The 22,849-nt window shown below is 62.9% G+C and carries 23 protein-coding genes; 12 read left to right on the top strand and 11 right to left on the bottom strand.

What is annotated here, in order from left to right:
• The first annotated feature begins 502 nt into the window (after positions 1–502).
• Positions 503–1,462 (top strand): patatin-like phospholipase family protein, encoded by a 960-nt coding sequence (locus F0A17_RS05800; RefSeq protein WP_149327392.1) that lies wholly within the window; start codon positions 503–505, stop codon positions 1,460–1,462.
• A gap of 229 nt (positions 1,463–1,691) precedes the next feature.
• Here F0A17_RS05800 and F0A17_RS20990 read toward each other — a convergent pair whose 3' ends face one another.
• Positions 1,692–2,117: a con-10 family general stress protein gene (locus F0A17_RS20990; protein ID WP_149327391.1), complete on the bottom strand. Its 426-nt coding sequence runs from the start codon at positions 2,115–2,117 to the stop codon at positions 1,692–1,694.
• 304 nt (positions 2,118–2,421) lie between these two features.
• Here F0A17_RS20990 and F0A17_RS05790 point away from each other — a divergent pair, with 304 nt between their 5' ends.
• The gene (locus F0A17_RS05790) at positions 2,422–3,441 is read left to right on the top strand and encodes a potassium channel family protein (protein WP_149327390.1); all 1,020 of its coding nucleotides are present in this window, start codon (positions 2,422–2,424) and stop codon (positions 3,439–3,441) included.
• Positions 3,442–3,462: 21 nt separating this feature from the next.
• Here the strand turns inward: F0A17_RS05790 and F0A17_RS05785 are convergent, their stop codons facing one another.
• Entirely contained in the window at positions 3,463–5,238 is a 1,776-nt protein-coding gene (locus tag F0A17_RS05785; protein ID WP_149327389.1) for an ABC transporter transmembrane domain-containing protein, read from the bottom strand.
• Positions 5,239–5,336: 98 nt separating this feature from the next.
• Positions 5,337–7,811 (bottom strand): NAD-dependent epimerase/dehydratase family protein, encoded by a 2,475-nt coding sequence (locus tag F0A17_RS05780; RefSeq protein ID WP_149327388.1) that lies wholly within the window; start codon positions 7,809–7,811, stop codon positions 5,337–5,339.
• 263 nt (positions 7,812–8,074) lie between these two features.
• Between F0A17_RS05780 and F0A17_RS05775 the strand changes: the two genes are divergently transcribed.
• Positions 8,075–8,800 carry a glutamine amidotransferase gene (locus F0A17_RS05775; protein WP_149327387.1) on the top strand — a complete coding sequence of 242 codons (726 nt, stop codon included), beginning with the start codon at positions 8,075–8,077 and terminating at the stop codon, positions 8,798–8,800.
• Between the two features lie 8 nt (positions 8,801–8,808).
• On the opposite strand, the gene yejK is transcribed toward F0A17_RS05775, so the two are convergent.
• The 7 genes from yejK to F0A17_RS05740 all read right to left on the bottom strand — a co-directional run bounded on the left by yejK (position 8,809) and on the right by F0A17_RS05740 (position 14,698).
• Positions 8,809–9,819 (bottom strand): nucleoid-associated protein YejK, encoded by a 1,011-nt coding sequence (yejK, locus tag F0A17_RS05770; protein WP_149327386.1) that lies wholly within the window; start codon positions 9,817–9,819, stop codon positions 8,809–8,811.
• Between the two features lie 101 nt (positions 9,820–9,920).
• Complete coding sequence (locus F0A17_RS05765) at positions 9,921–11,138, bottom strand: GGDEF domain-containing protein (protein WP_149327385.1); 1,218 nt, start codon at positions 11,136–11,138, stop codon at positions 9,921–9,923.
• 234 nt (positions 11,139–11,372) lie between these two features.
• Positions 11,373–12,134, bottom strand: a complete 762-nt coding sequence (locus F0A17_RS05760) for an ABC transporter permease (RefSeq protein ID WP_149327384.1) — start codon at positions 12,132–12,134, stop codon at positions 11,373–11,375.
• A complete protein-coding gene (locus tag F0A17_RS05755; protein ID WP_228716822.1) occupies positions 12,131–13,129 on the bottom strand; it encodes an ABC transporter ATP-binding protein in 999 nt (332 codons plus the stop codon). The genes F0A17_RS05760 and F0A17_RS05755 overlap by 4 nt, the downstream gene beginning before the upstream one ends.
• Positions 13,130–13,352: 223 nt before the next feature.
• Positions 13,353–13,631 carry a peptidylprolyl isomerase gene (locus F0A17_RS05750; protein ID WP_149327383.1) on the bottom strand — a complete coding sequence of 93 codons (279 nt, stop codon included), beginning with the start codon at positions 13,629–13,631 and terminating at the stop codon, positions 13,353–13,355.
• Positions 13,632–13,700: 69 nt separating this feature from the next.
• Positions 13,701–14,021, bottom strand: a complete 321-nt coding sequence (locus F0A17_RS05745) for a hypothetical protein (protein WP_149327382.1) — start codon at positions 14,019–14,021, stop codon at positions 13,701–13,703.
• A gap of 44 nt (positions 14,022–14,065) precedes the next feature.
• The gene (locus F0A17_RS05740) at positions 14,066–14,698 is read right to left on the bottom strand and encodes a glutathione S-transferase N-terminal domain-containing protein (RefSeq protein ID WP_149327381.1); all 633 of its coding nucleotides are present in this window, start codon (positions 14,696–14,698) and stop codon (positions 14,066–14,068) included.
• Positions 14,699–14,877: 179 nt separating this feature from the next.
• Between F0A17_RS05740 and trxC the strand changes: the two genes are divergently transcribed.
• The 4 genes from trxC (at position 14,878) to F0A17_RS05720 (ending at position 17,637) form a co-directional block, all read left to right on the top strand.
• Complete coding sequence (trxC, locus tag F0A17_RS05735; protein ID WP_149327380.1) at positions 14,878–15,318, top strand: thioredoxin TrxC; 441 nt, start codon at positions 14,878–14,880, stop codon at positions 15,316–15,318.
• 64 nt (positions 15,319–15,382) lie between these two features.
• Entirely contained in the window at positions 15,383–15,853 is a 471-nt protein-coding gene (locus tag F0A17_RS05730; RefSeq protein ID WP_149327379.1) for a GFA family protein, read from the top strand.
• A 37-nt stretch (positions 15,854–15,890) separates the two neighbouring features.
• Positions 15,891–16,454: a hypothetical protein gene (locus F0A17_RS05725; protein ID WP_149327378.1), complete on the top strand. Its 564-nt coding sequence runs from the start codon at positions 15,891–15,893 to the stop codon at positions 16,452–16,454.
• Entirely contained in the window at positions 16,426–17,637 is a 1,212-nt protein-coding gene (locus F0A17_RS05720) for a methyltransferase (protein ID WP_149327377.1), read from the top strand. The genes F0A17_RS05725 and F0A17_RS05720 overlap by 29 nt, the downstream gene beginning before the upstream one ends.
• 137 nt (positions 17,638–17,774) lie before the next feature.
• Here the strand turns inward: F0A17_RS05720 and F0A17_RS05715 are convergent, their stop codons facing one another.
• Positions 17,775–17,996, bottom strand: a complete 222-nt coding sequence (locus F0A17_RS05715; protein ID WP_187774631.1) for a zinc metalloprotease — start codon at positions 17,994–17,996, stop codon at positions 17,775–17,777.
• Positions 17,997–18,181: 185 nt separating this feature from the next.
• Here F0A17_RS05715 and F0A17_RS05710 point away from each other — a divergent pair, with 185 nt between their 5' ends.
• The 5 genes from F0A17_RS05710 to F0A17_RS05690 all read left to right on the top strand — a co-directional run bounded on the left by F0A17_RS05710 (position 18,182) and on the right by F0A17_RS05690 (position 22,846).
• Complete coding sequence (locus F0A17_RS05710; RefSeq protein ID WP_149327376.1) at positions 18,182–18,499, top strand: hypothetical protein; 318 nt, start codon at positions 18,182–18,184, stop codon at positions 18,497–18,499.
• A gap of 162 nt (positions 18,500–18,661) precedes the next feature.
• The gene (locus F0A17_RS05705) at positions 18,662–19,765 is read left to right on the top strand and encodes a heparan-alpha-glucosaminide N-acetyltransferase domain-containing protein (RefSeq protein ID WP_149327439.1); all 1,104 of its coding nucleotides are present in this window, start codon (positions 18,662–18,664) and stop codon (positions 19,763–19,765) included.
• Positions 19,766–19,794: 29 nt separating this feature from the next.
• Positions 19,795–20,931: a serine hydrolase gene (locus F0A17_RS05700; protein ID WP_187774630.1), complete on the top strand. Its 1,137-nt coding sequence runs from the start codon at positions 19,795–19,797 to the stop codon at positions 20,929–20,931.
• 186 nt (positions 20,932–21,117) lie between these two features.
• Entirely contained in the window at positions 21,118–22,194 is a 1,077-nt protein-coding gene (locus tag F0A17_RS05695) for a TRAP transporter substrate-binding protein (protein ID WP_149327374.1), read from the top strand.
• Between the two features lie 61 nt (positions 22,195–22,255).
• A complete protein-coding gene (locus tag F0A17_RS05690) occupies positions 22,256–22,846 on the top strand; it encodes a TRAP transporter small permease (RefSeq protein WP_149327373.1) in 591 nt (196 codons plus the stop codon).
• Positions 22,847–22,849 lie beyond the last annotated feature (3 nt).

The following is a 22,849-nucleotide window of genomic DNA, read 5'->3' as shown; positions in this document are numbered from 1 at the left end:
GCGGGCTCTCATGCGTTGTGATGGTGCAGATAATGTTGCCAGGCACACGGATCGCAGTGCTGTTTCATGAAGAACTAGAGTTAACTTGCTGTTATTAAAGGAATAAGAAAAAGTTGGTGTAGTAATCGCAATACACAGGTCGAACGAATGCTGTATCGGGAAGCCGAAATTTCGCTTTCCGGTCACATCGCCGAGTGCCGGCGATAACCCGAGTGAGCTGGCGTGCTCCACCTGGTCCCCTTCGGGGGACCTTTTTTATTCGCTCTCCTTGCGGGCTGCCAAGCGGCCCGCAAGGAGAGAAGGCTTGGCGCGCTCCGCCTGAACCTGCGGAGTCGTTGTTGTTGGTACGCTCAGAGATTGTTGTTGTTGCGTTCAGAATGAGCAATCCCGTGCCTGGTCGCAACAAGACCTTCGTGGGGGATAGGTCAGTGGCAAGGCTCATGCACTATCCTTGGAGAACTCTGACCGTGATGACGGCGGCGGGCTTTCACAGGGAGGTGGAATGGAGAGAATTCTACTCGTGCTCAATGGCGGTGGGGCATTGGGCGCTTACCAGTGCGGTGTCTATCGTACGTTGGTTCGTCATTTGGGCGCTGAGGGCTTGCGCCGCACGACCATCGTCGGCGCATCGATCGGAGCGGTGAACGGCTTTCTCATCGCCGCGCACCACCATCGGCCGGACAAGGGATTGAAAGTGCTGGAGCGATTCTGGCGCGAAGTGGCGCAGCCCTCGGTGCCTTTCCTCCCGTTTCCCGAGACCCGTAGCTGGCGCCTGAATGCCACTCTGACCGGACTGTTGTGGGGTAATCCACCCATTTTCCATGGCGTGCCCGGAGGATTTCTCGCCGGACTGGCGTGGTATCCCGCCATGGCGGGATACGACAACCGCAGCCTGGTCGAAACCGTGCGTCGCTATGCGACGCATTACAGCCCAGAAGACGAAACTTCCCCCCGCTTGTTGATCCGTGCCATCGATATCGCGGCGGCGGCCCCGACCTGGTTCGACAGCGACGAGCAACCTATCGTGCCGTCCATGACGGGCGCCAGCAGTGCCATTCCGTTGCTGTTTCAGCCAGGATGGCACGAAGGGCGAGCCTACTGGGACGGTGACGTCTGGCATCAGGGACTGCTGTTGCCCGCTTTGCGGCGGTTGCTGGGAGAGGCACCGGAACAGCGGCTGCATGCCATTACCGTTGAGCTGTTCAGGCGCAGCGCAGGCAAGCCGAGCGGTTTCGGCCAAAGCCTCGACCATTTCCGACGGTTATTTCTGGGGGCGCGTAGTGATGACGAGGCGGAGGAGGCGACCGAACGTTACCCTTCGCTACGGCTGACCCGAATAAGACGGGCCCCCCACCCTGGCGAAGAAGCATCGCTGTGGCTGATGGATTGGGGATCGGATCGTCTCGCTTACTTGCTCGAGCAAGGGGAGAAGGATGCCGAGCGGGCATTGAGAGGGCATTGATCGCAACGAGTCGTCAACAAGAAAAAGGCTGCCATTCCATGGCAGCCTTGTGGCAAAACTTGTCGAAACAACGTGTATCGAGACGGATCCTCGTCTATATGCCGCATCACCTTTCCATGGCGTTGACGTCATCCCTGACGGACTTCCCTGTCCGTATTGCCTTGCCTTCCTGGCGTGTTGTCAGCTGAGTTCTGATAGGCCGTCATTCCGTTGACGGCCCGCGAACCGCTTAGTGGCCCTGATTCTTGCCGCCCTTGCGACCGGCTTCGGAGGCCTTTTGCGGATCGTTGGCGAAGTTGCCGCCGCTCTCGTGGCCACCTTTCCTGCCGGCTTCGGAGGCGCGCTGCGGGTCGTTGGCGAAATTGCCGCCGCTCTCGTGGCCGCCTTTCCTGCCGGCTTCGGAGGCGCGTTGCGGGTCGTTGGCGAAATTGCCGCCGCTCTCGTGACCACCTTTTCTGCCGGCTTCGGAAGCACGCTGCGGATCATTGGCGAAATTGCCGCCGCTCTCGTGGCCGCCTTTCTGGCCGGCTTCGGAAGCACGCTGCGGATCGTTGGCGAAGTTGCCGCCGCTCTCGTGTCCACCCTTCTGGCCGGCTTCGGAGGCCTTCTTCGGATCGTTGGCGAAATTACCTGGATTCTGGTTGCGCTGTGCCATGTCAGATCTCCTTCCCGTTAGCTATTACAGCGAGATCGTATTTCCTTATACCGGCTTTCCGGCACTGCTGGCGTCTGTGCCATCACGATTAAACTTAGGTAGGGGCTAGCGAACCATCAAGGAAAATCAGGTTTCTTAATGAAACGAATAGTTGAGTTTCCTAACGCAGGGTTGCTCACAGCGGGTGGTAATTACGAACAAACGGCACGAGCGAAATACCGAAACCTTGCTGGGCCATTGGATCGATTGCCACATCCGGCTAGGGTGGTAACAGGAACTCATCGAAACGGCTAGGGAACAAGCCATGTCTCTTTTTATTGCCTTGAGCGGCTTCCTGCTGGTGGGGCTGGTGGTCTTTGACGCCGTACAGACCACGCTGACGGGCTCGAAGTCGGGGCCTATCACCCGCCTACTCTGCCAACTGGCCTGGTATCCCGCCTTGCGGCTGCATCGCCGCTATCGGCTGCACGGCTTGCTGGCGAGCATGGGTCCGTGGAGTACGGTGGCGCTGATCACCGTGTGGTTGGGACTGGTCTGGCTCGGCTGGTGGCTGGTCTTCAACAGCCAACCGCAAGCAGTGTTTCACCCCGATTCGGGGACCTTCGCCAACCCCACGGAACGGCTCTACTTCATCGGCTATACCATTACCACGCTGGGGTATGGCGATTTCGTGCCGGGTGGCGCCAAGTGGCAGGTTTTTGCCGTGATGGCGGCGGCAAGCGGTTTCTTTCTACTGACGCTGGCGGTGACTTACTTCCTTTCTATCGTATCCGCCGTGGTGCAGAAGCGACAGCTGGCGATTTCGGTTCATGCGCTTGGTGATACCCCCGAAGCGATCGTGCGGCACCTGGGGGAGGAAGAGGATTTCGCGGAGTTGGCCAGCCAGGTCGATGACCTGAAATCCACCATCATCCGCTTAGGGCAACAGCATCTGGCCTATCCGGTATTGCACTACTATCACGAGGTCCGTCCCGACCGGGCGCTGCCGGTAGCCTTGTGCAAGCTCTACCAGGCGCTGACGATCGTTCTTCATGCCTCGCCATCGCTGGCGCCATCGGTGCGATTCAAGCTGACAACGACACTCTCGGCGCTCGAAAGCTTCCTGGCCGTACTGGACAGGAACTTCGTTTCTCGTTCGGATCAGTTACCGATGATCGAGCCGGCTTGGCTACCCAGGCATCCTACGTTCTCCCGGAACCCGACGGAGATTCGTCGATACCTCGAGGGCTTGGATAGTCAGCGCGTATGGCATGCCTATATCGAGAAGGATGGCTGGCGCTGGGAAACGGTCTGGCAGGGCAGCAGTGACCAGGCCGAAAGATGAAAACGCGTCGGCGATCTTCGCTCAGGCTTCTTCCCTGTGCCGGCCGAACTGCAAGTTCGCCAGGTGGCGGTAGAGCGGGCTGGTTTCGAGCAGGTCCAGGTGTCGCCCCGCGGCCACCAGTTGGCCCTCGTCGAATACCAACAGGCGGTCGGCAGCAGTCACCGTGGCCAAACGGTGGGCGATGACCAGACTGGTGCGGCCGGCCATCAGCCGATCCAGGGCCTGCTGCACCAGGCGCTCGCTTTCGGCGTCGAGCGCGCTGGTCGCTTCGTCGAGTAGCAGAATACGGGGATTCTTGAGCAGCGCCCGAGCAATCGCCAGGCGCTGACGCTGGCCGCCGGAGAGCTGTACGCCGCCAGGGCCGAGCGGGGTGTCGAAACCGTGGGGCAGGGTCTCGACGAATCCTAGGGCATTGGCATCGCGGACCGCAGCGCGCAGCTCGTCGAGCGTGGCGTCGGGTTTGCCGTAGCGCAGGTTATCGGCCACCGTGCCAGTGAACAGTACCGGCTCCTGGGCGACCAGGCCCATGCGGGCGCGGAGCTGTCGCGGATCGAATTCGCACAGGTCGATGTCATCAAGGGTGATTCGCCCACGGTCGGGGTCGTGAAAGCGCAATAGCAATCCCAGCAAGGTGCTCTTGCCGGCACCCGAGGGTCCTACCAGGGCGATACGCTCGCCGGGGCGGATCCACAGATCGAGTGCCTCGAGGGCAGGGGCGTTTCGGCCAGGGTAAGCGAAGCTCACGCTCTCCAGGCGAATTTCGCCGCGCAGTGGCGAGGGCAGGGGAGTCGGCTCGTCCGGGGGGCGTATACCCGGCTCGGCGTCGAGCAGCTCCAGCAGCCGTTCGGCGGCGCCGGCTGCCCGCTGTACGTCGCCAGCGACTTCGGCCAGGGTGGCCACTGCACCGGCGGCAAGCACTGCATAGAAGACGAAGGCCGAAAGCTCTCCCGCGCTCATCTCGCCGGCCAGGACCGCCTGGCCGCCTTGCCACAGCATCAAGCCCACGGCGGCGAACACCGCTAACATGGACGCTCCGGTGAGCCAGGCGCGCTGGCGGGTGCGTACCACAGCGGTAGCGAAAGCTTGCTCGACGCGTTCTTCGTAGTGATGTCGGTCGATGTCCTCGTGAGTGAACGCCTGCACGGTGCGAATGCCGGCGAGGGTCTCGCTGGCGTAGCGGCCGAGTTCGGCCACTCGATCCTGGCTGTGACGCGATAAACGGCGTACCCGACGGCCGAACCACAGGATCGGCAGCACCGTGACGGGAATGCCGATCAGCACCAGAGCCGAGAGCCACGGCTGGGTGACCAGCATCAACGCCACGGCGCCGAGTAGCATCACCAGGTTGCGTAGTGCCAGCGAGATCGACGAGCCGAACAGCGTCTGCAGCACGCTGGTGTCGGTGGTCAGGCGGGAGGCGATCTCGGCGGGCCCACGGTCACGGTGGGCCGCGCTTTCGAAGAAGGCCGGCTCGAGGTCGAGCAGATGGTCGTATACCCGGCAGCGCAGATCAGCCGCCAGCCGCTCGCCGATCCAGCTTACCAGGTAGTAACGCAGCGCCGAGGCGGCGGCCAGCACACTCACGACGAGCAGCATGAGGGCGAGGGTTTGGTTGAGCCGTGTGGCGTTCTCGGCCAGGAAACCTTGGTCGATCACCAGGCGCAGCCCCTGGCCGAGAAGCAATACGCTGGCGGACGCCGCCAGTAGCGCCAGGGCGGCGATTGCCAGCCGGGCACGATAAGGGGCCAGCAGCGCAAGCAGTCGCAGCAAGACCGTGGGGTCGGGACGTGAGGTCATCGGTTCTGTCGCTCGTGGCAGGCATCCCGTCACGATACCAGCGCCGACCTGACGCTGCATGCGGCCAGGCGCCTCCAGGAGGGCGACTGGCCGCGATGTCAGACCAGTAGCCGGCTCCAGCGTCCGTACTCACCGTGAATCGGCCCGCGGCGCAAGCTGAGCGCGATCACTGCGGCACCGCAGGCCAGGCTGTTGAACAGGGCCGGCATGTCGGCGCCATGCAGGAACGGGGTCAAGAACAGCATGGCGCCGAGTGGAATGAACAGCCAACGTGCCGGGCGTGCCGATTCGGCCATGGCGACCACGGCCACGGTGATGATCAGCGCGCCGATCAGGTGATCCCAGTTGGCCAGGGTGCCTTCGGCGCCGAACGTCACGCGCGTGAACATCAACCAGGTGCCTATCAGCAGGCAAAGCGCCAGGTTCCAGGGCAGGTTCACCCCGGTGGATAGCGCATCGCCGATAATGGCCTGCGGCTTGCGCTGAAAGTTTTCCCTGACGCCTTCGTTGGGGCCTTCGTCGGTGTCCCCGGTAAAGAAGATCTTGAGCACCGGCGCGCCGGCCCTGTGGCGACGCCTGAGGAACTCCCCGGTGGCGACGAATTCGTTGAAGGCATAGGCGATCTGCAGCAACATCGCGCCGGCCTGGATCAGGCACAGCGTGCACCAGGTGCCGATCAGGATCGGCTGGATGATGATGAAGGTCACCGACACGACCCCCAGTGGCACGATCAGCACACCGAACGAGGCCACGATCCAGGGCATGGTGCGCCAGCGATTGGCGGCGCCGATGAAGCCGAGCAGGATCTCCAGCATGTAGACGATGCCGCCCAGCCCCGCGTCCGGCACCGGCCATGCCTCGGAGGCCGCGGAGGTAATGATGTCCTCGGTGCCGTTGAGCCCGCCGCGGGTGCCGTCGAAGAACGGATCCCATACGGCGTCGATATGCCCTAGCTGATAGGCGGCCAGGTAGCGCGACACGAAGAAGCCGATGAACGCCAGGGCGATGATCGGCATGCGCTGGAACCAACTCGAGGGGTTGTTGTTCCAGCCGGGCGGGGTGGTCGGGCCGGTCATCGCCGCTGCGGGCGACATACCGGGCATCGGCCGCACCAGGGCCGAGAAGCCGATGGCCAGGGTGCCGACGATAGTGCCGTTGAGGTAGGCGGCCGCGCTTTCGCTCCAGAAGACCAGAGGAGCGAACATCACCCACAGACCGATGACGGCGCATAACCAGCGTGCCCAGGCATGCTGCCGCGACAGCGAGATGGCGCCGAACACGGCCAGCAGCAGCCCGGCACCGATGTCGCTGTAAGCCATGCCACCGCCATAGCCCAGGATCGGTGGCGAGACAACCAGCCATATCCCGAGGGCAATATTGAAGAAGTGCGCCCATAGAAACTGAAAGTGCTGCCGTTGGCTGTGAGCCTGGTACTGTTCCAGCACTCGCTCGGGGTTCTGACCCTTCTCCTCGGCTTCCTCGACCCAATCGGGCGGGGTGATGCCGTTGGCCCGATACCAGCCGTGGGGATCGGCGAGCAGGTTGTCGACCATGGCTTCGAGCGTGTTGAAGACCTCGTGGCGGGGTTCCCAACCCAGCTGCTCCCGGGCGCGGCGGATGTCGAGTTCGTAGTGGTCGTCGGCCATGTCGATCATGAACGGCCGTATGAAAGGTTTCTCGCCCTTGTCGAAATCGTCCGGTACCAGGGGCTCGCTCTTCTCCTCGAGCAGGGCACCGGTCTTGGCCAGCGGCTTGGGCATCACCACGGTCTTCCACGTCTTCTTGCCGTGGATCAGCTCGCCCAGCCGGTTCTGCAATGCTTCATAACTGACGGCGTGCTCCTCGCCGATGAGGATTTCATTCTCCCGCGGCAGTTCACGGCGCCGATCGATGGTGCGACGGAAGGCATCAATCATATCCTCCTTATGCACACAGGCCTGCCCGGCATTGGTGTTGCCGGAATAGAAGTGGCTCTTGAAGGTATGTTCGTAGATACGCGCGATCTGGTGCGATAGCGTAGGCACGCTGGTCTTCTCATCGTACATGCCGGCCAGGCGCAGCAACGTATAAGGCATGGCGGCATGCTCCCGGATCACCGCCTCGGTCCTTGCCTTCGATTTAGGATAAGCCCAGGTAGGCGCGATCGGCGTCTCTTCGGTGATCCTTCGCCCCGGTACCTGGGGTTCGTGGACCAGCATGGTGCTGGAGTAGATGAAGCGCTCCACGTTCAGGTCTTTCAGTGCGTCGAGCAGGTTTCGCGTGCCCTGTTCGTTGACCTTTTCGTACAGGGGCGACTCTTCGCCGGTGAAGTCGAAGTAGGCGGCGAGGTGAACCACGGCGGCAATATCGCGTCCGTGACGTTCGGCTATCCGATCCAGCGCTTGCTTGGTCGAGTCGACATCGGTGAGGTCGAACTCGTAGCTCTCATCGGCCTCCTCCGCCTTGTTCCTGTCGAGGGCGATGATCCGGTAATCACGATTGAGACTACGGGTCAGGGCCGTTCCCACACCGCCCGAGGCCCCCGTGATGATGACCAGCGGTTTCTCCTGGGTAGCCGCATCCTTGTCTGGCATGACTAGGGTTCCCTCCGAGCTCCATAAAGACGCATCACGATGCATGGCACTGATTCAAGCTAGTCGGGTTGGGGCCGGTACGGCAAACTCGACTTGTCGCTTCGTGCCATGCTCTGTACAACATCAAGTGAATCGCGCCGCGGCAATGTAGCGTTCAAGTATCGGCGTGCGCTTTCGTGTCTGGCATCTCACCGTTGCGATAGCGTCGTTTGAGTGTGTCGTTTCGGTGGCGAGCCGCTTCGATGAAAGGGAGTTTCCGCTAGATGAAGAGTGTCGTTGCCATTCGCCATGTCGCTTTCGAGGATTTGGGTATCTTCGAACCGGTCCTCGAGGAGTTCGGCTATCGCATCCGCTACCTCGACCCGGGCCTGCTGGGGTCCGATGCCCTCGAGGCACTGGATGTCGACAGCCCCGAATTGATGGTGATTCTCGGCGCGCCGATAGGTGCCAACGACGAGGCCTTGTACCCGTTTCTCACCGCGGAGCTGGATGCCATCCGGCATCGGCTCGACTCGGGCCGGCCGCTACTGGGCATCTGCATGGGGGCGCAACTGATCGCCCGGGCCCTGGGGGGGCGGGTATTCCCCATGCCGGAAAAGGAAATCGGCTTCGCCGACCTCAGCCTGACCCGTGAAGGACAGGAGGGGCCGCTTCGCCATATCGGTAACCCTGACACGGTGCTTCACTGGCACGGCGATATGTTCGAGACGCCCCCAGGAGCGACCCGGCTGGCCTACAGCCACCCCTGTGCGCACCAGGCCTTTGCCGTGGGTAAGCATGTGCTAGGGTTGCAGTTTCACCTGGAAGTCGATCCGGCGCATATCGAGCCGTGGTTGATCGGTCATGCCGCTGAACTGGCCGCCGCCGAGAGGGACCCGGTGAGGCTGCGAGAGCAGGCGAAGCGCTTCGGCCCAGGGCTCAAGCAGCGTGGCCAGCAGGTTTTTCGCGAATGGCTGGCGGCGGCAGAGGTAGCCCAGGGCATCGAGTAACGCGAGGATCACCCCTGGCGCTGCTTGAGCTGTTCCTTCAATTGCTTGGGCACTTGCTTGATGATCAGCCGGTCCTGGGTTTCGTCGTACTCGATGCTGGAGCCGAGCAGGTGGGAATCGAAGCTGATCGAAACGCCACCGGCGCGTCCGGTGAAACGGCGGAACTGCCGCAGGGTGCGCTTGTCCGGCGGAATCTCGGGAGAGAGTCCGTAATCGGCGTTACGAATATGCTCGTAGAATGCCTTGGGCTGCTGTTCGTCGAGCAGTTCCGAGAGTTCCTCCAAAGTGATCGGTTCGCCGCGCCGGGCCTGGTCGTTGGCGTAGTCGATTAGCGCTTCGGTCTTCTCCCGACTCTCCTCTTCCGGCAAGTCCTCCTGCTCTACGTAATCGCTGAACGCCTTGAGCAGGGTGCGGGTTTCGCCGGTGGCGTCGATGCCCTCCGTGGCTCCCATCAGCTCGGCCATCTCTTCGGCGAGCTTCCTTCCGCCGCGATCGTGCACCCAGGAGAGATAATGCCGGGAGGCGGCGCCGTCGCGCCATTGGGTCAGGTTGAGGCGCGCGGCCAGGCTCATTCGCGCCAGGTTGAGCTGAGGCGCTGCGATCGGTTCGAGCGACGATGCGATGCCGAAGCCTTCGCGATGGTGCAGAAGCGCCAGGCTCAGGTAGTGGGTGTCGCCCTGGCGGTAGTCGACGAACAGCAGGTGGCCCGACAGCGAGAGATGGGCATCGATCAGTGGCAACAGGCGTCCGGCGATGTCTCGTGTGAAGGCGACGAAGTCGCTGCGGGCCTCCAGGTAATCCTCCAATGCCTGTACGAACGCCTGCTGGGTTTCGCCATCCTCTCCCGCTCGGAAATGCCCCCAAGACTTGGTCTTGCCGTGGTAGGCCTCGTGAAAGGCGGCCAGCAACGCCTCCATCCTGTCCGAGCCCGGCAGCTCGGAACTCGCCGCGTGCAAGGTGGCCGGCTGGTCGCTCGAGGCCTTGTCGATGCGATGAATGACGCTGTGCAGAATCGGCATGATGTCTTCGCTATAGAAGGAGCGCGGGAAAGAACCCTGTGCAGGGCGAGGAAGCGATGATACCCGCATGTCCTTCGAGTTCAACCCGTACGACCGGCGTCTCAGACCTGCGCGGTGAGCTGCGATGGCGAAGCGCCGGCCACCATCACGCAGTTTCGGCCGCGGGCCTTGCCCTTGTAGAGCGCTTCATCGGCTCGCTGCAGGGCGGGTTCGAGCCGGGTGTCGCCGGGCTCGACCTGGCTGATGCCCACGGTGACGGAAAGCCGCGCATCGTCATCGAGCATGGGAAGTCGCAGGGAAGTGACCCGTTGGCGTAGACGCTCGGCGACCTGGGTTGCCGTTTCGAGATCGGCCTGGGGCAGGGCGATGACGAATTCTTCACCGCCGTAACGGCCGACAATGTCAGTATCGCGCAGCACCGAGACGCAGCATGCCGCGACGGTGGTCAGCACCAGGTCGCCAACCGCATGGCCATGGTGGTCGTTGAGCGACTTGAACAGATCGATATCGACCATACAGATCGCCAGCGGGCTCTGCTCGCGATGAGCGCGGCTCAGCTCGCGCTCGGCCAGCTCGAAAAAGCGTCGCCGATTGGCGATGCCGGTGAGCGGATCGGTACTGGCCAAGTGCCGCAGTTGGACTTCGAGCAGTCGACGCTCCTCGATCTCGACCTGCAGCTTGCGGTTGGTTTCGTGCTCTTCTCGCCACAAGGCGTACTGCTTGCGCTGCAGGCGATGGATGCGAACGAGGCTCCAACCGCCCACCAAATTGGCGAAGCCCAGCAGCAACAGGCCAGTCGTCATCATTCCGGGGGGGAGCGAGTGCCGCGACATCATCGCCACGAAGCCGGCTGCCAGGTAACCATTCCAGAGCAGGGGCCAGGGCAGCCGATTGGGAACCAGCAGATAGATCGTCATGCTCGCCATCACTGCGGTGGTGATATGCAGGGCGGGAGGCTCGGGCTGGAGCGCTATGGTCGCGAGCAGGCTGCTGATGCCGAAGAAATACAGCATATTGAGCAGGAGGGGAAAGTAAGCTCGCACAAGGCGGCGAGTCATGACGAGCGTCAACGCCACGCAGCTCAGCGCAATGGCGATGCGCAGGGTCCAGAGCGCCGGGTGGGTATCGCCGGGAACCCGCAGGGCGTAATCCGCCAGGCAGAGAGAAAGGAAGATGGCAGCGATCAGCCATAGCGCATGGCGCAACTGCTGTTCGTCCTGTACCCGCATGGCATCGCGATAGCGGGATTCCAGCAGCGAGTCGCGAAACTCGTTGCGCCAGTCGAGCGAAGCTCTCGCCTCAGTCCTGCCAAACGTCATTCGTTTGTCCCTTGCAAGAAGGGCACCGGGGCAACAGGTGGAATCTACGGTGCCATCAGTCGGTCATTGTTATGCGCGCGACTCCGCAGGGTACCGATCGGAAGCGCTTTATCCTTGCGAAACACTGGCTTGCAATAAGTGCTGGACTTCCGGTCCATGAGCATCGATGCGAGCATAGGCTGAAGGATGGTCAATAAAACCGGATTGCGCCAGTATCGGCCCAACATATGCGGCTCACGGTTTGAGCCGATAGCCGGTTCTGAATATCCAGTTGACCACCGCCAGGGCAGCGCCCAGGAACAACGCGATGGTACCGAGGCTGGCCCAGATGCTGACGTCGCCACTGCCGTAGAAGCTCCAACGAAATCCGCTGACCAGATAGACCACCGGGTTGAGTAGCGTCAGCGATTGCCAGAAGGGCGGCAGCATGTCGATGGAATAGAAGGTGCCGCCGAGGAAGGTGAGCGGCGTGACGATCAGCAGCGGCACCAGCTGCAGTTTCTCGAAGCCATCGGCCCAGATGCCGATGATGAAGCCGAGTAGGCTGAAGGTCAGCGCGGTGAGCACCAGGAACAGCAGCATGACCAGCGGATGCGCGATCGAGAAGGGCACGAACAGCCGCGCGGTGGCGAGTACGATCAACCCCAGGATGACCGACTTTGTCGCGGCGGCACCGACAAAGCCGAGCACGATCTCAAGGTAGGAGATCGGCGCCGAAAGAATCTCGTAGATCGAGCCGGAAAAGCGGGGAAAGAAGATCCCGAACGAGGCGGTGGAAACACTCTGGGTCAGCAGCATCAGCATGATCAGCCCGGGCACGATGAAAGCGCCGTAGCTCACGCCGTCGACCTCGCTGATGCGCGAGCCAATGGCGGCGCCGAACACCACGAAGTAGAGCGAGGTGGAGACCACCGGCGAGACGATGCTCTGCAGCACGGTACGTAGGCTGCGGGCCATTTCGGCCAGGTAGAGGGTCTTGATCGACTGTAGATTCATGCATTCCCCCTGACCAGGTTGACGAAGATCTCTTCCAGTGAGCTCTGCCGCGTATGCAGGTCCTTGACGCGGATGCCGGTCGCTTCCAGATCGGCCAGCAGCCCGGCAATGCCGGTGCCTTCATCCAGGCGTGTGACGTCGTAGGTGTACACCAGCGCATGGCCATCTTCCGCCAGCGCCAGATCGTGGCCGGCCAGCGTCGCGGGCACGCCATCCAGCGGAGTCGCCAGGTGAAGGGTGAGCTCCTTGCGCCCGAGCTGTTGCATCAGCGCGTTCTTCTCTTCCACCAGCACCAGTTCGCCCCGGCGGATCACGCCGATGCGATCGGCCATCTCCTCGGCCTCCTCGATGTAGTGGGTGGTGAGGATGATCGTTACGCCCTGGTCGCGCAGGCCACGCACCACCTCCCACATCTCGCGGCGCAGTTCCACGTCGACCCCGGCGGTGGGTTCGTCGAGAAACAGCACCTGCGGCTGATGCGACAGCGCCTTGGCAATCAGGACACGGCGCTTCATGCCGCCCGAGAGCTCCAACAATCGGTTGTCGCGCTTGTCCCATAAGGTCAGGGCGCGCAACACGTTCTCGATATGGGCCGGGTCCTTGGGCTTGCCGAACAGGCCCCGGCTGAAGCTGACCGTATCCCAGACCGTAGTGAAGGCTTCGTTGGTCAGCTCTTGGGGCACCAGCCCGATGCGCTCGCGCGCCTGACGGTACTGAGCCACGTTGTCGTGCCCGTCGACCAGCACTCGGCCGCTGCTGGCGTTGACCAGGCCGCAGATCGCGCTGATCAGCGTGGTCTTGCCGGCGCCATTGGGGCCGAGGAGGGCGAAGATCTCGCCGCGGCGAATCGTCAGGTCGACTTCCTTCAACGCCTGGAAGCCGTCGCCGTAGATCTTGGAGAGCTTCTCGACATGGATGACCGGCGTGCCGGGTTCGCCACCGCCATTGGCGCCGTGCCCCGCCAGGGTGTGCGAAGAAGGAGTCGTTAAGGTCATGAGGTGTCCCGTGTGCTGAGAGAGCGTCAGCCACTATCCTAACGCTTGCCGGAGAGCGGTGCGTATCTCAGCCACCCCTCCCGCCACTGGGAGTACAGAGAGCGCGGTGACACCCACTGTGCCGTTGACGCAGCGCTGACTTTCGTCTCTAGGCAAGCCGGCGCGAAAACGCCGCCGTGACGGGCACGGCGGCGTTTTCGAGCGGAACGGGGCCTGGGCCGGATCAGCTGCGGCTGGTAATTTCCAGCAGATGGTAGCCGAATTGGGTCTTCACCGGGCCGTGTACCTTGTTCAGCTCACCGGAGAAGACCACGTCGTCGAATTCGCGAACCATCTGCCCCGGGCCGAAGCTGCCCAAATCGCCACCCTGACGACCGGAGGGGCAGGAGGAGTGCTCGCGTGCCACGTCGGCGAAATCGCGACCGCCCTCGATCTCGGCCTTGAGAGCCTCACATTGCGCTTCGCTATCCACCAGAATATGCCGTGCGGTTGCCTGGGCCATGATGTGCTCCTGTCGCTGTCGGAATGAGAGGAAGGGAAAGTCGGCATCATAACACGACGACCCGGGGGCTTATTCATTCTCTCCGAAGCGAAGCCGCAACGCCTGCAGCCCTTCCAACTGGATGCGTATTTCGTCCGAGAATAGCGGATGACCTTCGAGGCGCACGGTGACGGTGGCTTCGGCGCCGCGATAGTCGAGCTCGGCGGAAATCGTCGCTTCGTTGCTCAGCGGAGCCATGAAACCGTAATCGATCTGCTCCACCTCCACGGCAGTCAGGCCGCGACGCTCGAGTTGTGCCTCGATCGCATCCTCCACGATCACGCCGTAATAGATATAAAGACCGCCATAGGCGAGGCCGGCAATCAGAACAAGTGAGAGTAGACGCCCCATGATGTCATCTCCTCGAGGTTGGCTGTGTGGCGGCACTCGGTTGGCTAAGGCAGCGGAATCTCGTTGACCTTGTTGGGGCAGTGGTAGCCGCGCTGGACGGCCGGCCGCTCGGCGATGGCGACGTACCAGCGCTTCACGTGAGGGTAGCGATCGAGGTCGATGCGCTGCCACGCGTAGCGCGACACCCACGGCCAGATGGCCATGTCGGCGATGGTGTAGTCGTCGCCCGCCACGTAATCGTGACCGGCCAGTCGAGTGTTCAGCACGTCATACAGGCGTTGTGCCTCCTGATGGAAGCGCTCTTCCGCATAAGGGGCCTTCCCCGGGTTGAACTGGAGGAAATGGTGAGCCTGGCCGAGCATGGGACCCGCGCCGCCCATCTGCCACATTAGCCACTCCAGGGTGCGATAGCGGCCTTCGGGGTCGGTGGGCAGGAAGCGTCCGGTCTTCTCGGCCAGATAGATCATGATCGCCCCCGATTCCATCAATGCCATGTCGGCCTCGTCATCGCGGATGGCGGGAATCTTGTTATTGGGGCTGATTTCAAGAAACGCAGGAGCCCATTGTTCGCCCTGGGTGATATCCACCGGATGGACTCGATAGGGTAGACCGAGCTCCTCCAGCAGGATCGAGACCTTGCGGCCGTTGGGCGTGGTCCAGGTCCAGAGATCGATCATCGCAATGTCCTTTCGTCGAAACCGGTTTGCATGGCCCCAACCCTAGCATTTCGTCGCTTGCGAGCGTAAGGCCGGCCAGGCACTGGCAGGCCAGGCAGTCACGCCGCTTGATGGCTCGCGGCATAAGCGCCATCTTAGGACGATCTTCCTACGTTTCCAGCAATGGGAGCCTCTCCGACATGTCCGATTCCCTGACTCTCGGCTGCCCCCGCTGCGGCGCCGTCAATCGCGTCGTCCAGGCCCGCTTGGACGACGGGCCGCGTTGCGGCAAATGCAAGCAGGCACTGTTCAACGGCGAGCCGGCGGAGCTGACCGGTGGCAATTTCCACGCTCTGGTCGTGCGCAGCGAGATGCCGGTGGTCGTCGACTTCTGGGCCAACTGGTGCGGCCCGTGCAAAGCGATGGCGCCGACCTTCGCCGAGGCCGCACGCGAGCTGGAGCCGCGAATGCGCTTCGCCAAGCTCGATACCGAGGCCGAGCCCGGGTTGGCGGGGCAGTTCGGCATTCGCAGCATCCCCACGTTGATCGTGTTTCGCGAAGGCCGGGAACTCGCTCGCCAGCCGGGCCTGCTGCAGGGTACCCAGCTGCGCCAATGGCTCCAGCCGCACTTGCTCGGCTAATGGGCCGGTCGACGCAGCAGACGCTACGCTGAAGAAACCTGTCAACCTGATCGTGAGGGATGCCATGCTGCTCGAAGGTTCCTGCCACTGTGGTGCGGTGCGCTTTCAAGTGGATTCGCCGCACCCGTACCCCTATCAACGCTGTTACTGTTCCATCTGCCGCAAGACGGCGGGAGGCGGTGGGTATGCCATCAATCTCGGCGGTCGCTACGAGACGCTGAGCGTCGAAGGCGGCGAGCAGATAACGATTTACCATGCGCTGATCGAGGGCGAGGAGAGCCCGGGCGAACGCCACTTCTGTTCGCGCTGCGGCAGTGCCCTGTGGGTCTACGATCCGCGATGGCCGGAACTCGTTCATCCCTTTGCCTCGGCGATCGACACGCCGCTGCCCGTGCCGCCCGAGCGGGTCCACCTGTTGCTCGACAGCAAGGCCAGCTGGATCGAGCCCCATGTCGGACCGCACGACCAGTGCTTCTCGCACTATCCTCAGGAGAGCCTGGCGGAATGGCACGAGCGATTGGGCCTTGTCAGGTAGCCGACCGCCCCCGAGAATGACCGCCAGGTGGCGCAGCTTGCGCACCGTCAACACGCAGGGGGGCGCCATGTTCGATACGGGGAGAAAGCCGCAATGGCTGGGGGCGGCAGCGCTGTTGGCGGCCATGCCGGTCATGGCCGAGACACCCGAGGAATTCGAGCTTGCCGGCCGCATCACGGGCCTGCTCGCCGGCGAAGAGCGAGAGTGGCACATCCTGCGTCAGGGCACCGACTCCCATGCCACCTTTACCGATCAGGGCGAGCACTACACCATCGATCTCACCGGGTTCGTCGAACCGGATAGGATCGAGCACCTGGATTCGCTCTCGCTCAGCATCACACTGGTCGACGGTGAGGTCACGGCCCTCGACGTGCTGCATCCGATCGGCACCTCCCCGATGCCGCCAGTGTTCACCTCGGATGGCGGTGACGTCCGGCTGGAACTGAAAGCGTTCTCTGTCGAAGGCACCGTGGCACGGGTTGCCGGTCGGTTGGAAGGCTCTCTGGCCCTGCAGAAGTCGCTGGAAGACGCACCAACGCTCGATGAGGGCATCGATATTTCGGTGGCGTTCGATGCCGAAGCCTCCAGAATCGAATACTGACTACCGGTTTCGCCGTCTCACCGAGCACCTGGCCGAATGGCAACTGCTCTGGCGACCCTTGCCGTTCATGCATCGGCAGTTGCCCTGGCGCGAGCGCTACCCCGGCCTGGCCGAGTGCCTGCTCGGCCTTGGGGAGAGCGAAGTTGAGCGGCTGCAGGCCGATCCATGGCGGAATTCGCCGCTACGCGACTGGTTGCCGGTCGACGAGCTTGCCGAGCTGGTGGCCCTGCCTTCCCTGGATGCCGCCGGCGCGACGCTGCCCGAAGCCTGGGGGCGGCACGTTGGGGGGCGCAAGTGGCGTCAGATCGATGCCTTTGTTCGACGTTTGCCACTATCGCCCGGAGAGAGCGTAGTGGAGTGGTGCGCGGGCAAGGGACATCTGGCGCGCGCACTGGTGCGCCGGTATGGCATCGAGGCGACTGGCCTGGAGTGGCAGCCTGCGCTATGCGAGAAAGGGCGCCGACTCGCGACCGACCAAGGCGTGGCCCTGCAGATGCAGGAACAGGACGTGCTGGCATCCGATGCCGCTCGCTGGCTGGGGCCGGGCACGCACGTGGCGGCATTGCATGCCTGCGGCGACTTGCATCTGCACCTGCTCGAGCTGGCTGCGGCCACGGGGAGTTCAGTCTCGCTGGCACCATGCTGCTACCAGCGCACCCGGGATGCGACTTACCGGCCGCTCTCGCGGCGAGGGGCATCGCTGTACGCCGAGCATGCGCTGTCCTTTTCACGGGAGGATCTCGCCCTGGCCGTGCAGGAAACCGTGACCGCGCCGCAAGGAGTGCGTCGCAACCGCGAGCGGGCCAGCGCCTGGCGTCTGGGCTTCGATGCGTTGCAGCGGCAGCTGCGTGGCGTTGATGCCTACCTGCCGGTGCCGAGCCTGGCCTATGGCCGAGTGCCCCAAAGCTTCGAAGCGTTCTGCCGTTGGGCGGCTGCGCGCAAGTCGATACCTCTGCGTGGCGACGTGATGTGGGAGCGTTACGAACGGGAGGGGTGGCGACGTCAGGCCGAAGTGGCCCGTCTGGAACTGGTGCGTCACGTGTTTCGTCGTCCGCTCGAGATCTGGCTGCTTCTGGATCGCCAATGCCGCATGGAAGAGGCGGGTTTTCGAACGGAATTGGGAGTCTTCTGTGCGCCGGAACTGACACCGCGAAACCTGCTTTTGCGTGCTTCCAAGGAATAAGCGGGATTCGGTGCGCATGACAGAACGCATGGAAACCGATCGGCTGAAGGGCTCTCAGCGCTTCACTTGCATGTGAATCTCGATAATCCGCAGCAGGCGCTGTCGATCGATCCAACCGCTGACACGACGCCCGTCCATCACAGGCTTTGCCCCAATTCGTGCGCGACGATCGAGGCGAAGAATAGCAGCGAAGTGACCAGCGCCGTGACGATCGAGGTAGTCATCGTCCAGTCGGGTTGCAGACGCTGGAAGCCCGTGCTCATGGTGGAAAGCAGCAGCACGAAGATAATGAGCCAACTGATATGCACTTCCAGACGAATGCCTCGGAAATGGCCGACTACCAGTGCGGATCTGAACATGACACGCCTCTCACGGTTTCGCTCCAGTGTGTGCGCTTGCGGACGATGGCGCCAGCGGGGCGGGACATCCCCGCGAACTGTTCAGCGCGCGTCGCTGCCCCTATGCTGATGAATGCCTCATTGCCCCTGCCTGGGTGGCGTAGGCGGCATGGAGTGGAACGAACCGGACGTTCGGGAGGGAAGTCATGGACGAGCGATGGCGTTTGGGAGCGAATCATGGGCGCAAGTGGCACAGCCGCCCAGGCATCGAAGCCCGGGCGATTCAGGCCCGCGAGGCCGAGACGAGGCGTGGTAGGGCGCGCAGGCTGCTGATGGGAGTGTTGGCCTCATGGCTGTTGTTGCTGCTGATGGCGCTGCTCTGCGCTTACTGGCTCCTCTTGTACCTGCCGGAAACGAACCGTGAGGCACCGCTGCCGTTGGACGAAGCGAGCGTCGTGTTGCACGAACGCGGGGCGGACGGGTTCGCCATCGAATTCTCGATCCCCCTGGGGCGAGATGAGTGACAGGCGATCGGGGAAAAAAGCGTGGTGGCCAGGAGGCTCTCGCATCCGGGTCGCCGGTTTCGCGGCGCAGGATCGGCAGGCCGTCTCCTTCACTCGTGCCGGGCAGTTGCATCGTGGCGTGAGCCAGGAGGTCGGTAACGTGCGAGAGATAGCCCGTTGAGCATGCTTGCGCAGCGGCCGGTGCTGCCGCCCCTGCGAGCTCGGGTAGAGGCCATCGACCTGGCCCGTGGCATCGCTATCGCGCTGATGATCCTCAGTCATGCGGTCAGCGGGCTGCTGGGACTCTCAGAGGTGCCCGACTGGGGAATGGTGCCGATTCATTTGTTGACCAAGTTCTCCTCGTCGCTGTTCATCCTGGTCTTCGGCATTGCCCTGGCGGTCGCCTTCCTGCCCAAGGTGGGAACGTCGGACTGGCCACGGCGCCGGCTCAAGCTCGTGTTGCGCGGCCTTGAGGTGATGTTCTGGTACAAGGCGCTGACCGTTGTCGAGATGCTGCCGATCTTTCCGCGCGAGGACATCGTCGCCGCGTTGCTCTACCAGCGTTTTCCGATCTGGGTCGAAATCCTGGGTTTCTACGCCCTGGCCCTGCTGTGGCTGCCCTGGGTATTGCCGTTGTGGTATCGCATGCCGCTCTGGTCGCGGCTGGTGCTGCCCGTGGCGGTGGGGGCGCTGTCTGTCGCATTGGAGCGCCACTTCCATTTCTGGGGTATCGAGCCGCTCAAGGCGATCCTGGTGGAGGATGCCGATCACTATACCTGGGGCCAGTTGGCGCGCTTGCCGCTGGTCATGCTGGGGCTGTTGATCGGCGAGGGTGTGCTGCGCTGGTATGGCGATGCCGCTACCCGGCGGCGGCTGGTACTCGGGCTGGCCGGCGCGGGGGCGATACTGCTCGCAGGTTTCGTGGCGCTGGTGCTGACGACGACGACGTTCGACGAGGCGCTGACGGCCGTGGCGTGGAATGCCGGCAAGCACCCGCCCGAGGCGCCGTTCATGCTGTTCAGCGTCGGCGGCGCGCTGGCGATATTGGCGCTGTGCCTGTTGGGGGGCGGGCGCGCCGCCGCCTGGCTGCGCCCGATCACGGTGATCGGCAGCGACGCGCTGCGCGCTTTCATTTTTCATATCGTGGTGATCTTCCTGGGCTTGCGCTTGCTGATGGAGGCCTGGCAGGTCTACAGCTATCCGCAGGTGTTGGGTATCGGGATGGCATTGATTCCCCTTACCGCCGGCTGGATCGCTTTCATTCGCTGGTTTCGCGAGCGTTCGTGATGCGTCTTGACTGGAGTCGAGGAGGCAGCATGGAAGGGCGGTGGCGTAATCGCCGGTGGCGTGGCGTCGTGCATTGCCTGCTGAGCGCAAGTTTCCTATGGCTATCCTCGTCTGCGCCGGCAGGGGCCGAGCCGGACTGGACCGAACGCGCGGTGTTGCGTGTCGAGCCGGCCTGGGGAAATCGCCTCCAGGCCAGGCTGGCACTGCTCGAGGCCGGTTTCGGTGGCAAGCTGGGCGTTCATGTTCGCGATCTCGGGAATGGCGCGCGCTTCGGCTGGCATGACGACGAGTTCTGGTACCTGGCTTCGATGACAAAGGTTCCGGTAGCCGTCGAGCTGATGGCCCGGGTAGAGGCGGGGGAGACGACGTTGAACGAGCGCCTCGAAGTGCAACGGAGCGACTACGTGGACGGTGCCGGCGCCACCAACTGGGCGTCGCCAGGGAGTCGGTTGACGCTGCGACAACTGCTCGAATCGATGCTGATCGTCAGTGACAACACCGCCACCGATATGCTGATTCGCTACCTGGGGCTGGAAAGCGTCAACCGCCGGGTCCGGCAATTGACGCCTCCGGGCGGAGTGGGGCCCATCACGACGCTTGTCGACGTACGGCGCCACGTCCATGCCAACCTGCATCCGGATGCTTTTGCGCTGGGCGGCATGGATTTCATCGAGCTGCGCAAGCGCAACGACGAAAACGCCCGGCTGGCCTGGCTGCAACAAAGGCTGGGACTGTCCTCGGCGAACCTGCATCTGTCGAGCCTGGACGAAGCCTACCGCCGTTACTATGCCACCGATCTCAACAGCGGCCGTCTCGATGCCATTGGCGACATGTTCGCCGACATTGCCGAGGGCAGAGCGTTGGGACCGGATACCACCGCCGAGCTACTGGCGACGATGGCGCGCACCACCAGCGGTGAGCGACGTCTGAAAGCGGGGCTGGGGCGCGACGTGCGCCTCACCCACAAGACCGGTACCCAGCATCGGCATGCCTGCGATGCGGGCATCGCCACGCAGGGCCAGGGCAGCGAAGCGCGCCGCGCGGTGATCGTGGCCTGCGTACGTGGCGAACTCGACCTGGCCCGCAACGAGCAGATGCTGGCAGCCATAGGGCGTGCCATACGCGAGGCCGGCGTGCTCGAGCCGGCACGACAAGCTGCATGGTAGCTTGCGACGAACGTCTAACATTTGCGCTGCGGATAGGCGTTGACAGCCCAGAAGGGGCTGTCTAGCCTTTCCTAATCGAATGTTACCGGTAACAACCGGCGTTCGACCCCGGGAGCGTCAGCTGCGCAGCTCGGGATGATGCGACGAAGCGTAAATTCACAACGATAACGTCCAATGGAGTCCGCCATGACCCTATTCTGGCGCAACACCCTCACGCTAGCCGGTGCGGCTACCTTGTCCCTGGGCCTCGCTCATGCCCAGACCCCCGATCTTTCCGATCCGCCCGCCATCGAAGGCGATGTGCTGGAAGACCACGGCAGCCATACTTTGCGCATGGGCATCGGCCTGGCCGAGAGTTCACCGCAATATCTCTCCAGTCAGTATTTTGCCGATATTCTCGAACAGCGCACCGATGGACGTCTCACCGTCAACATCTTCCCCAACAGCCAGCTGGGCGACGACGTGCAGATGATGGAGATGCTTCAGACCGGCTCGCTGGACATGACCTATCCCTCCAGTTCGCCCGCCACCACCTATGTCGAGGAACTGGCGGTCTTCGATCTGCCGTTCCTGCTGCCCAATCGCGAGGCGGCCATTGCCGTCATGCAGAGCGATACCGCCCAGCGCATGCTAGACGGCTTCGAAGGCTCCGGCATCAAGGCCCTGGCCTTCTCCGAAAACGGCTATCGTCAGCTCACCAACAGCGCTCGTCCGGTCGAATCGCCCGAAGACGTGGCCGGCCTGGATGTCAGCGGCCTGACCATCCGCACCATGGAGAACCCGGTGCATCTATCGATCTGGCAGACCCTGGGCGCGAACCCCACGCCGATGGCGTTCGGCGAGCTGTTCTCGGCCATGGAGCAGGGCGTGGTCGATGGACAGGAGAACCCCTGGAGCACCATCCTGACGTCCAATTTCCATGAGGTACAGGATTACGGTTCGGAGACTCGTCACGTCTACACCCCGTTCATCATGATGATTTCCGAGCGCACCTGGGAGCGCCTGGCGCCGGAATACCAGGAGCTGGTACAGGAAGCGGCGCGTCAATCCGCCGAATACGAGATCCAATTGGCCACCGAATACGACGACTGGTCGCGCGAACAGCTCGAAGAGAAGGGCATGCAGATCACACGGCTCAACGACGAGCAGATCGCCGCCTTCCAAGAGGCCGTGCAGCCCGTCTATGACGAGTGGGCGCCGCGCATCGGTGAGGATCTGATCGCCGAGATCCAGGACATCGTCGAGTCCACCTCCAACCCCTAAACCTTCCCTTCGATCGACTTGTCAGGGCAGGGGATTTCCCTTGCCCTGCACGGAGCGCTGCATGACCACGCCCAATCCACCACCGGCCGATCCCGGCGTCTATCTCGACGACCCCAATCGCGAGCCGCTGGAACTCGATATCGAGGGCCGCCGTGGCCCGGCGGCCTTTCGCTGGCTGACCGTGGCCATGGAACACCTGATCGCCACGATTCTGGTCGCTCTGATCGTTTCGGTGTCGGCCAACGTCATTGGCCGTTCCATGTTCAACCGATCACTGCCATGGGCCGACGAACTGGCGCGCATGCTCTTCATCTGGCTGATATTCGTCGGTGCGGCGGCGGCCTTCGCCCGCTACGAACATATTGCCGTGGATTTTCTGGTTCGCCGGCTCAAGCCGCGTGCCGCCTATGCGCTTTTCCTGCTTCAGCATCTGATCATCGCTGCCCTGATGGGTATCATGGTCTGGGGCGGTTACCTGGTGATGTCGCGTTCCACCGGCCGTACCGCCATCCTCGGCGTGCCATGGAATCTGATCAATGTCTCCCTGGTGCTGTGTTCGTTGTTCATCGTCGCGGTGGCGCTCTGGCGCTGCTGGCTGTGCCTGCGCTTCATCCGCGACCCCCAAGCCGCTAACCGGCAAGCGGGAGACTGACCC

The sequence above is a fragment of the Billgrantia pellis genome, assembly GCF_008297955.1.
GTDB classification, from domain to species: Bacteria; Pseudomonadota; Gammaproteobacteria; order Pseudomonadales; family Halomonadaceae; genus Halomonas; species Halomonas pellis.
This window is presented reverse-complemented; position numbering and strand designations above follow the sequence as displayed.